Annotated in this window: 9 protein-coding genes and 1 pseudogene; 2 read left to right on the top strand and 8 right to left on the bottom strand. The window is 69.9% G+C overall.

The features are described 5' to 3' along the window. Positions 1–164: 164 nt before the first annotated feature. The 3 genes and pseudogenes from ACH4S7_RS19860 to ACH4S7_RS19850 all read right to left on the bottom strand — a co-directional run. Positions 165–396 (bottom strand): annotated as a pseudogene (locus ACH4S7_RS19860) (esterase); the annotation flags it as partial. A gap of 336 nt (positions 397–732) precedes the next feature. Next, a complete protein-coding gene (locus tag ACH4S7_RS19855; protein WP_398522520.1) occupies positions 733–1,176 on the bottom strand; it encodes an ATP-binding protein in 444 nt (147 codons plus the stop codon). A 424-nt stretch (positions 1,177–1,600) separates the two neighbouring features. Continuing rightward, a complete protein-coding gene (locus tag ACH4S7_RS19850) occupies positions 1,601–1,771 on the bottom strand; it encodes a hydrophobic protein (RefSeq protein WP_398522519.1) in 171 nt (56 codons plus the stop codon). A gap of 363 nt (positions 1,772–2,134) precedes the next feature. Here ACH4S7_RS19850 and ACH4S7_RS19845 point away from each other — a divergent pair, with 363 nt between their 5' ends. Then, entirely contained in the window at positions 2,135–2,743 is a 609-nt protein-coding gene (locus ACH4S7_RS19845) for a hypothetical protein (RefSeq protein WP_398522518.1), read from the top strand. 92 nt (positions 2,744–2,835) lie between these two features. Here the strand turns inward: ACH4S7_RS19845 and ACH4S7_RS19840 are convergent, their stop codons facing one another. The 4 genes from ACH4S7_RS19840 to ACH4S7_RS19825 form a co-directional block, all read right to left on the bottom strand. After that, positions 2,836–3,747 (bottom strand): GlxA family transcriptional regulator, encoded by a 912-nt coding sequence (locus ACH4S7_RS19840; RefSeq protein ID WP_398522517.1) that lies wholly within the window; start codon positions 3,745–3,747, stop codon positions 2,836–2,838. A gap of 21 nt (positions 3,748–3,768) precedes the next feature. Beyond that, positions 3,769–4,368 (bottom strand): cysteine hydrolase family protein, encoded by a 600-nt coding sequence (locus ACH4S7_RS19835; RefSeq protein ID WP_398522516.1) that lies wholly within the window; start codon positions 4,366–4,368, stop codon positions 3,769–3,771. Between the two features lie 273 nt (positions 4,369–4,641). After that, the gene (locus ACH4S7_RS19830) at positions 4,642–7,188 is read right to left on the bottom strand and encodes an FtsX-like permease family protein (RefSeq protein ID WP_398522515.1); all 2,547 of its coding nucleotides are present in this window, start codon (positions 7,186–7,188) and stop codon (positions 4,642–4,644) included. Between the two features lie 303 nt (positions 7,189–7,491). Beyond that, positions 7,492–8,145: an ArsR/SmtB family transcription factor gene (locus ACH4S7_RS19825; RefSeq protein WP_398522514.1), complete on the bottom strand. Its 654-nt coding sequence runs from the start codon at positions 8,143–8,145 to the stop codon at positions 7,492–7,494. Between the two features lie 422 nt (positions 8,146–8,567). Here ACH4S7_RS19825 and ACH4S7_RS19820 point away from each other — a divergent pair, with 422 nt between their 5' ends. Then, positions 8,568–9,167: a choice-of-anchor C family protein gene (locus ACH4S7_RS19820; protein ID WP_398522513.1), complete on the top strand. Its 600-nt coding sequence runs from the start codon at positions 8,568–8,570 to the stop codon at positions 9,165–9,167. A gap of 218 nt (positions 9,168–9,385) precedes the next feature. On the opposite strand, the gene ACH4S7_RS19815 is transcribed toward ACH4S7_RS19820, so the two are convergent. After that, on the bottom strand, positions 9,386–9,784 hold the full coding sequence (locus ACH4S7_RS19815; RefSeq protein WP_398522512.1) for a MerR family transcriptional regulator: 399 nt from the start codon (positions 9,782–9,784) through the stop codon (positions 9,386–9,388). Positions 9,785–9,796 lie beyond the last annotated feature (12 nt).

Raw genomic sequence — 9,796 nt, 5'->3', positions numbered from 1 at the left:
TCGGTCACCGTTTCCGGTCGGCCGGGGCCCCGACCGGAAACGGTGACCGACCGCCCGGGCCGCGGGCCGTGCTTCGCGGTGGCGCCGGTGGATCCGCCCCGTACCTCGTTCGCGGGTCCGCGTCCCCGCTCACCGAGACCGCCGGTGTCCCGCGCGTGGCCGGTCTACGCTTTACGGAGCCGGGCGATGATGCCGTCGAGGTAGCGGGCGAACATCCAGGGACGGGGGATGCGCCCCCCGCCGGGCTCCTCATGCCACTCGTGCGGGACACGGGCGTGGCCGAGCCGGGCCCGGAACTCCCGCTGGCCGGCGAGCACCGGGGTCTCGTTGACGGTGTCGAACCAGTTCACCGGGTTGGGACGTACCGGCGACCAGGAAGATCCGCTTGTGCCGGCTCAACATGACCTCCAGGCCGGGCAGTGGCACGGTCACGCAGGGGACCGGGGCGGCCTCGTCAAGCCCCGGGCGGAGGGGCGGCCCGTGAAGGCGATGAGTCTGCCGATTCCCGGGCGACGGTGACCACGGTCGATGAAGTCCCGATTCGACAGCACCTACCAAGGGCGGTCCATCCCCCGGGGGAGTGGGGGTTCCGGTGCGGAGTGCCGCGATCCGGCTCGGGAGTCGCCGTCGAATGCGGTCGATCCTCCCCGGCCCGTCATCGGGCCCCGCACACCTGGATTGAGCCTCCGCGGGCCGGCGTACCGCTCGCTGGGCCGGGGGCCTCGGGGTGTGTTACCGGGGGAGGCGGGCGTGGATGGTCTTGCCGGAGCCGGAGCCGCGGTTCGATCCGGAGTGGGGGCTGATGGTGACGGCAATGGCGAGATGGCGGACCATGTGCCAGCCGAAGCCCCCGCCCGCGCCGCCCAGGTCCGGGGCGCGTTCGCGGGGCGGTGCGGGGTTGGGGTCGCTGACGGACGCGGTCATGGTGCCAGGGCCCGCGGAGAGCGTGAGGGTGTACCGGCCGCCACCGTGGCGCAGGGCGTTGGTGACGAGTTCGGAGACGACCAGGACGAGGGTGTCGGTCCTGCCGGGGCCGGGTGCCGGGCTGAGACTGTCGGCGAAGGTACGGGCGGTCAGGCGGGCGTCGTGCACCCGGGTCGTGTGGTCGCCGTCCACCGTCGCAGTCGCCGCCGGTGCTCGTGCGGTGAGATTCGTGTTGTCGTTCAAGCGAGTCACCCCGTCCGTGGCTGGTAGTGCCGCTTCACATCGTGTCGCGCTGAATGGTGCGTATGCCCGCGTCAACGGTCCGTACACCCTTGTTGGTGTGTTTCTGGCACAGTTTTCGGGTGACGCGAAGGTCAGAAGCCCGGGATTCTGCCTGAGAGAAAATCTGTCATAGCGGGAGCAGAAATGGGGTCGTCATCAGCCCTCATGGCCGGGGGCATCGATACGCGTGCCGCTCACGGCCTTGCTGCGCCCCCCTGGTGGACTGTCGAAGGATCGACGCCCTACCGGCAGGCATCCATCGTCCACGCAGGGCGACGCGGATGCGGATGAGGTGCGCCGAGAACGCGGAGCGGGGCCGTACCCCGGTATCGGGGACGGCCCCGCTCCCGCGAGACGCACGTGTTGTTGTTTACCAGCGGTACCAGCTTGTTGTTTACCAGCGGTACCAGCGACCCCGGGTGCCTCCGGCTCCGGCGGAGCGCATGACGAAGCCGAGGAGCCAGACCGCGAGCACGATGATGGCGATCCACCACAGGGCCTGGAGTGCGAATCCGGCACCGAAGAGGACCAGGGCGAGCAGAAGAACGAGAAGCAGGGGAACCATAGTTATCAACCTCCGTGGCTCCGTGTGCCCCACCGCAACACCATCACACGTTCGAATTTTATGTGTTTCTTATCCTTCCGTCGGGGAAACCGCAGCGGCCCGATTCCGCCGTCGGCCAGGGGGTCAGGGCGCGCCCGGACGGTCGCGGTGACTGGCAGGGCGGGTGCGGTGCGAGCCAGGCGGCGCCGCGGTGCGTGCGCCACCCGTTCGTCCGTCGGGCCGACACCCACACGGGACTTTCGATCTCCGTGAATTCTCGTCGTGGAGAGAACCGCTCGGCACTGTTCCGATCATCTCGATCGCGTGCTTCAATCCGTACCATCGCAGCCGTCACGGCTGAACCAGCATGGAGAAGGGGAACTCATGCAGAATGCGTCTGGAGCCGGGCGATTACCGCGCCGTTCCTTATTGGTCGCCGGACTCGGCCTATCGGCGGTGGTAGCCGAATCCGCATGGTCGCCCACCGTGGCGTCCGCGGGAATCCGGTCCGAACTGAACGGCTGGCGGTTCTGCGTGAACTGCTTCGACTTGTTCCTGGTCGACTTCACGGTCGATCAGAGCCTCTGCCCGCGCACCCGCGGCCCGCACTATGCCATGGGCTGGACCTTCCGGCTGACGTACAACCTGGGCGTCGGCGGCCCCGGCGAGAACGCCAACACCCAAGGAAATTGGCGGCACTGCTATCGATGTGCGTCACTCTACTGGTCGCTCAGCACCTCGAAAGTGTGCCCGGCGGGTGGGGCGCACAGCTACATCCATCCGGGCGGCTATCCCCGGCAGTTCCTGCTGCCTCATGACATCGGGCAGCCGCCCTGGATGCAGAACCAATGGCGGTTCTGCTTCAAGTGCTCCGCGCTGTTCTACAACGGCTATGCCCATAAGGGCGAGTACGGCCTATGCCCCTATGACTACATCTGGGGCCACACCGCCGCGGGATACGACTTCGCGATCCCTGTCTCGGCCTATGCCTGATCATCCGCGTATGCCTGATCACGCAAACTGTCACCGCTCGTGCGGCCCTCGGCAGGCCGTTCGTCCGTGTCTCGCGTGGCGCGGACATCCGGTCAGATCTCGCGGGCTCGTAGACGGCGCAGCATCCGCGGATCCTCGAAGCCGACCGCGCGGGCGGCGGAATCGACCGTGGCGCCGTGGCTGATCAGGTGCTCGGCCCGTTCGAGGCGGAGGGTCTGCTGATAGCGCAACGGGGTGAGGCCGCCGGTGGCACGGCTGAAGAGGCGGGTGAGGGTGCGCTCGCTCACGTCCACGGCCGCCGCCAGGGCCGGTAGCGGCAGCGGCTGATCGAAGCGGGCGTCGAGCAGGTCCTGGGCGCGGTGCACGGTGTCGTCGAGGTGCGATCGGTACCGGAGCATCGCGCTGGCCTGCGGTTCGTGGCCGTTGCGCCGAGCGTAGACGACCATGTCCCGGGCCACCCGGGCGGCTACGGCGGGGCCGTGCCGAGTGGCGACCAGGTGCAGCGCCAGATCGATGCCGCTCGCGATGCCGGCCGAGGTGACCACCCGGTCGTCGGTGGTGTAGAGGACGTCATGGATGACCATCGCCCCGGGGTAGCGGTGCGCGAGCTCGTCCTGCACATCGTGGTGGGTGGTGCAGCGCCGGCCGTCGAGCAGTCCGGCCTGACCGAGCGCCTCGGCTCCGGCGCAGACACTCGCGACCGTCCCACCGCTGGCGTGGTGGGACCGAAGGGCCCGGAGAGCGGTCTCGCCAATGGCAGGACTGCCGGCCAGGGTCCGTGCCCGCCAGCCGGGCACCACGATCAGGTCCTCCGGGCCCAGCTCGGGCCAGTCGACCCCGGCCACCAGCGGCAGGCCCTGGGCGGAGTGGACCAGAGGCTGCTCGGCAACGTAACTGAGCGTGTAGGGGTGCCCGAAGTCCTCGGCCGTGGAGAAGACCTGAGCGGGGGCCGCCAGGTCCAGCAGGTGGAGACCGGGCACCAGGAGGAAGACGATATGGCTCACGATCTGGTCATCATGCCCGAGTCATGCCCGAGTCATGGCCCCGGCCTCCAGCTCCCCGACGGTGGCGATGGTGGCGAAGCGTCCGGCGAGGGCGTACTCGGTGCGCCTGATGATCTCCTCGGCGCTCAGGGTGCGCGGATCCGCCAGCAGTTCGGCGACGCTCTGACCGGCGGGGGCGTCACGGTGCGGTGCGGGGTTGGTGGCGGTGGCGTCGATGACGAAGGTGACCCGGTAGCCGAAGTCACTCGCGAGGCGGGCGGTGGTCTCCACGCACTGCTCGGTGCGGATACCGCAGACGGTGAGTTCGTGAATCCCGCGCTCCGTGAGGAGTTGCCGCAGGTTGGTGGTGGTGAACGCGTTGTGCGAGGTCTTGTGGATCAGCGGCTCCGACGCGTGGCGCTCCAGTTCCGCCAGCAGCCGGACGTGGCCGATGGCGGGGTCGAAGACACCACCACTGCCCGGCTCGGAGTGCAGCACCCACACGACCAGGTCCCCGGCCTGGCGGGCGAGGCGGACCAGCCGGTCCACCTGGTCGGCGATCTTCGGGTTGGAGATGGTCTCCCACAGCGGGCGGGCGCGGAAGGATTCCTGGACATCGATGACGATCAGTGCTCGGGTCATGCCCCCAAGCGTGGCCGGCACAGCCGGGGTGGTGACAGGCATCATCGGGTCCGGGTGCGGACCGATCCGGTCACGGCTGGGAGCCGTGGTGACCGGATCGGGCCGTCCCCGCGGCCGGCTCGGGTCAACGAAGGGCGGGGGCACCGTCCTCGTACCGCGGCGCCGTGCTGGTGCCGCGCGCGACACCCGGACCACCGCGCACCGCGGCGCCGCATGTCAGGCGATCCGGAGCGTGTCCGACGGCCCCCCGGCGAGGGGTCCCCGGCCGGGGGCTCACTCCCCGGCGCCGATCCCGTCCGCCGGACTGCCGCGCAGTGAGACCCGCGCCGAGACCACCGTCGTGACGAGTGCCAGGACCGCGGTGACGGCCACGATGCCCGCATAGGTGAGCACCGGCATGTACGGGGCGGCGCGGCCGGTCATACCGAGGGCGAAGGCGGTGAGGGTCGCCACCGCGACTACCGTACCGAGGATCACCGCGAGCAGCACCGCCGCGAGGGACTCCAGCCGGAGCATCCGCAGTACCTGACGCCGGGTCGTACCGACCAGACGCAGCAGCGCGAACTCCCGGGTGCGGCCGGCGGTGGACATCACCAGTGTGTTGGTCGCGGCGATGGCCGTGAAGGCGATGATCAGTCCCATGGCCACGAAGTTGACGGCGGCGTTGGACTGGTGCTGATCCGTAGCGACGGATGCCATCTGGCCGCGGTCGAGGACCTGGACGCCCGGATAGTCTCGTACCACCTCGGCCAGCGCTGACTTCTCCCGATCGGTCCTGACGGCGACAGCTGAGCTGAGCGGGTTGTCCACATGGGCGGCGACCAGGTCGTGGCTCAGCATCAGATCGCCGAATCCGAGCGCGCGTTCATAGACGGCGACCACGGTGAGGTCGGCCTTGGTGCCGTCGCCCATCGTGACCCGGACTTCGCTGCCGACACCGCCGATGGCGTCCGCGGCGACCTCGCTGATCGCCACACCGTCCCGGGCCAGTCCGGCCAGGGAGCCGGAGACGACACCGGGGTCCATCGTGTCGCTGATGCCCCCGGGGGTGACGCCCCGCGCCTGGTACTTGTCCAGCCCGACCCGCACCGTCGTCCGTACGGTCTCGGTGACCGAGCGGACCCCGGGCATCGCCCGCACCTCGTCGGCCGCCCGGCCCGGCACCCCGGGGCCCGATGAGGCGAGGGTGAAGGTGGCCCGGTTCCCGTCCTCGGCCTGGTTTCGGGCCGCATGCCCCAGTGTCGACTGGATGAAGATGACGGTGCAGCTCATGCCGATCAGCAGGGCGAGCGGGGTGAGGACCCCGGCGAACCTCCTGGTGTTGCTGCGGCTGTTGGCCACGGCGAGATAGCCGCTGATACGGAACATCCGTAGCGGTCCGCCGAGCAGGAAGATGCCCACCCGGGCGATGAACGGACCCAGCAGCGCCACCGCGGACGACAGTACGAGCACGCTCAGATAGGTGACGGGCGACGAGGCGGGCTCCGTGTGCAGGACGCTCAGCACGAAGAGCAGCACCACACCGAGGATCAGCAGGACGCCTCCGGCGATCAGTCGCCCGCGCGCGGTCCCCGGGGTCTCGACCGCGGCCTCGGAGAGTGCATCGGCCGGACGGATCCGGGCGATACGACGGGCCGAGATCCGGGCCGCCGCCCAGGCGCCGACCACCGTGACGGCCACGGACACGAACACCGGATACGGGGTGAGCGGCATCTCCAGCGTGGCCGGAATGGTGCCGAAGCCGACGAACCGCTCATGGAGCCAGTGGGCCGTCGGCAGCCCCAGCATCGAACCCGCGAGACCGGCCAACAGGCCGACGATCACCGCCTCCCGGCCGATCAGACCCCGGATCTGCCGGGGAGTGGCCGCCACGGCACGGAGCAGGGCCAGTTCCCGGTACCGCTGCTGGATGAGGAGGGCGAACGTCCCCACCACCACGAGAACGGCCACCAGGAGAGAGACCGCCCCGATGACGCCCCCCATGCTGATCAGCCGCACCCGGGCGTCGCTGGCGTCGAGGAACTCCACAGCACCCCGGTCGTCCCGGCCGTGGACCTGGACCGTGGTGCCGGCGAACGCCTGGGTGACGGCATTCTTCAGCGCGCCCAGGTCCTTGTCCGGTTCCGGTAGCACGCCGACGACCGCCACCCGGCCCTCGCGACCGCTCAGCTGCTCGGCCTTCGGGGTGGAGAAGAACAGCGCCGACTGTTCCTTGAGATCGCCGTTCTTCGGAGCGGCGATGCCGGAGACCCGGAAGACGGCCGGTGCCCCGGTGGATTGGACCGTGACCCGGTCCCCGGTCCCGAGCCCGGCGCGTGCCGCGATCTCCCGGTCGAGCACCACCTCGTCCTCCGCCCCGGGTGCGCGCCCTGACACCAGACCGAAGGGTGTCAGCGGGGCGGACTCCCAGGAGTGCCCCCACGACGGTTTGCCGTCGGGGCCGAACAGGACCCGGCCCCGGGCGTCGACGATATGGGCGGGGAAGTTCAGCTCGGGCACGGCCGCCCGGACGCCGGGCACGGCGGCGACCCTGGCGACGGTGTCAGCCGGCAGCCAGACCCGCTCGGCCAGCGGCTTGGCCTTCCGCTTGGTCTTTCGCTCGCCGCCCTTGTCCTTGACCCTCACCTGGCGGACGTTCTGGTCCCCGCCCACCACCAGGGAGGTCGCGGCGAATCGTTCGGTTCTGATCTCCCCGATCAGCCCCGTCTGGAGCAGAAAACCACAGGCGCTGACGAGGAGGGCGGCGCAGAGCAGCGCGAGGAAGGCCCCGATGAAACCTGTCTTGCGGTACCGCAGGGTGCTCAGGGCGTACCGCAGCATCAGGACCACACTCCCGGTCGGGGCGGCGCGGTCTCGTTCATCCCGGCCGGACCGGTGTCGGCGATCCCGACAGCCCCGGAGTCCGGCCGGCCCGGACCGGCGCTGCGAAGTAAGAGGGCGCTCCCGCCCGAGCCCGATGGGCCCCTGACGGCGGTGTGGGTTCCCCGGGCGACGCCGACGGTCACTCGGTCGGGCGCGGTGACGCCCCGGATCCCATGGCCCCGGATCCCATGGCCGTGGACCTTGCTGACGGACTTAAGCCGCCCGGCCCGGAGGGTCTCGTTGCTCCGCTGTCTCGGTCGGTCATGTGCTCTGATCCGCACGGGGGTCGGGTCCTTTCCTGGATGAATCCGACGCGACCCTCGGCGGCGTAGCGGGTCGGGGCTCGGAAGTGTCGGGGGCAGGCAGGGTGAAGAGGCGGGTCAACACGGTGCGTGTGCCGTCGGGCGCCTCACCGTCGGGCCGCTTGTAGCGGTTGACCAGGGCGATGTACTCCTCGAAGAACGCGTGGAGTTCGTCGAGGGTCAGCCGCAAGGAGCTGCGGGCGTGGCGGAATGCGTCCATCCACTCCGTCGGATCCTCGCTCTGTTGCCGCAGGCGCTCGAACAGCTCGATGTCCGCGGCGTAGGCACGCCGGTTCATCTCGTCGACGACGGGCCGGATCTCCGCGCTCTGCTTGCTCCGCTCGGGGAAACGCAGGTCGGCGGGGGCAGTCCGCCACCACCGCTCGCGCCCGCTCTCGTCCGTGCGGGTCTCCTCGATGAAGCCGTGGCGTGCCAGCTCCCGCAGGTGGTAACTGGTGGCGCCGGTATTGAGATCCAGCTCCCGGGCGAGCATGGCCGACGTGGCCGAACCGAGCAGGGCGAGCTGCTGGAAGATCTGATATCGCCGGGGGTGACTGAGCGCCTTGAGGGTCGCCAGATCCGCGATCTCTCTGACAGGGGGTTCTACGGCCATGGTGTGCACAGTTTCATGTGCACAGGTATTTGTGCAATCCGGCCCGGCGTTGATGGCCCCGCGTTGATGGGGTGCCTCGGGCCGCTATCTCGGCTTTGGAGCAGTGGAGTTGCTCGGTCCGGCGATGCTGCCCGGCCCCCGCCCGCGGCCCTTGCCTGACCGTCCTCCCCGGGGTACCGCGCAACTCGGTGGGCGGCCGGCGTGCGATCTCCCGCAGGGCGGCGGCCGGGGCGGTCGCGGTGGGTTCCGTTCGGCGGCTCGCGGCGGGCTCGACCGGCTCGTTGGAGTGCACCGGTGTGTTTCTGGATCACGCGCCCTGTTCTGCACTCCCGCACGCCTGGGCACGGGCCTTCTCATCCCTTCCAGCCTGCCGGAATGCTGATCGTGTTGTACGGGAAACTCATCAACGTCCGGAGGCAGTCATGGTAGTTGCACGTTCATTGGTCGTCCTCGCTGTCGCGGCGGGAGTACTCGCGGCCGGTCCGGGCGCGGCGTCGGCCGCCCCTTCGGCGCTGGTCGTCAGCCGGTTCGACGACGGCAGCTTCGAGTACCCCACCGCACCGGTGAACGCATTCACCACCATCACCAACGGGCAGCCGATCGGGCCGTGGAAGGTCACTTCTGGGGCCGTGGACCTGATCGGCGCGGGGTTCTGGCAGGCGGCCGAGGGCGGTCAGTCCGTTGATCTCAACGCCACCCAGGCGGGTGCCGTGGCACAGACCTTCACCACGATCCCGGGCCGCACGTACACGGTGACCTACGCGCTGGCCGCCAACCCGGGGGGTGGCCCGGCGGTGAAGACCGGTCACGTTCTGGTCGACGGGCAGAACTTCCAGGACTTCTCCTTCAACTCCACCGGAAAGACTTTCACCGCCATGGGGTACGTACAGCGACAGGTGACGTTCGTGGCCAACGCGCCGACGACGACCCTCGGGTTCGCCAGTACCCTGCCCGGTTCCTACGGACCCGTCATCGACGACGTCCGCGTCACCGTCTCCTCCCCGTGTTCGTGCACCACATGACGGCCGCCGCGTCCTGACTCCGACCGCCACCCCAGGGCCGTCCGCGGCGATGGGCCGTCGATGTCGCTCGTTCCTGCGGTACGTGTTCACCGGTGGCGGCCCGTGATAGTCCACCCGGTGGCGGCTGTGACGCGGGCGGGGGAACCGGGACAGCTGAACGGGGCCGTACCCGGGTGTCGGGTGCGGCCCCGCTGCCATGCCGACGACCGGGATGCCCGTTACGGTGCGGGCGGCTGCTCGGTGAAAAGATCACCGAAGTGGTCCGTGAGCTGTGACGCGAGCCTCGCCCGGAGCAACGACAGCCGCTCGATGCGCCGGTCGAGCTCCTTGAGTCGCTGCTGACTCACCTCCGCCACGTCACAGCGGTCGGATTCGTCGGCCTCGGACCGGTCCTGGACGGCCGTGGCGTCCAGGACATGGGCGAAGCTCCGGACATCCGAGACCGTCAGGCCCGCGTGCAGCAGTTCGCCGATGGCCCGCAGCCGTCTGATGTCGGCAGGGGTGTAGATCCGGTGGCCGGCAGGCGTGCGCCCGGGGACGAGTAGGCCCTGCTCCTCGTAGTGGCGCAGGGCGCGCGGGGTGAGACCCGTGGCGACCGCCGCGTCACCTATGCGCATACCAACTCCTCG

It is taken from the genome of Streptomyces sp. NPDC020965 (genome assembly GCF_044333555.1).
Classification (GTDB): Bacteria; Actinomycetota; Actinomycetes; order Streptomycetales; family Streptomycetaceae; genus Streptomyces.
This window is presented reverse-complemented; position numbering and strand designations above follow the sequence as displayed.

What these genes read in the sequence shown, in the direction of transcription:
- ACH4S7_RS19850 (WP_398522519.1), bottom strand. Translation starts at nt 1,771, where the DNA reads ATGGTTCCCCTGCTTCTCGTTCTTCTGCTCGCCCTGGTCCTCTTCGGT.
- ACH4S7_RS19845 (WP_398522518.1), top strand. Translation starts at nt 2,135, where the DNA reads ATGCAGAATGCGTCTGGAGCCGGGCGATTACCGCGCCGTTCCTTATTG.
- ACH4S7_RS19835 (WP_398522516.1), bottom strand. Translation starts at nt 4,368, where the DNA reads ATGACCCGAGCACTGATCGTCATCGATGTCCAGGAATCCTTCCGCGCC.
- ACH4S7_RS19830 (WP_398522515.1), bottom strand. Translation starts at nt 7,188, where the DNA reads ATGCTGCGGTACGCCCTGAGCACCCTGCGGTACCGCAAGACAGGTTTC.
- ACH4S7_RS19825 (WP_398522514.1), bottom strand. Translation starts at nt 8,145, where the DNA reads ATGGCCGTAGAACCCCCTGTCAGAGAGATCGCGGATCTGGCGACCCTC.
- ACH4S7_RS19820 (WP_398522513.1), top strand. Translation starts at nt 8,568, where the DNA reads ATGGTAGTTGCACGTTCATTGGTCGTCCTCGCTGTCGCGGCGGGAGTA.
- ACH4S7_RS19815 (WP_398522512.1), bottom strand. Translation starts at nt 9,784, where the DNA reads ATGCGCATAGGTGACGCGGCGGTCGCCACGGGTCTCACCCCGCGCGCC.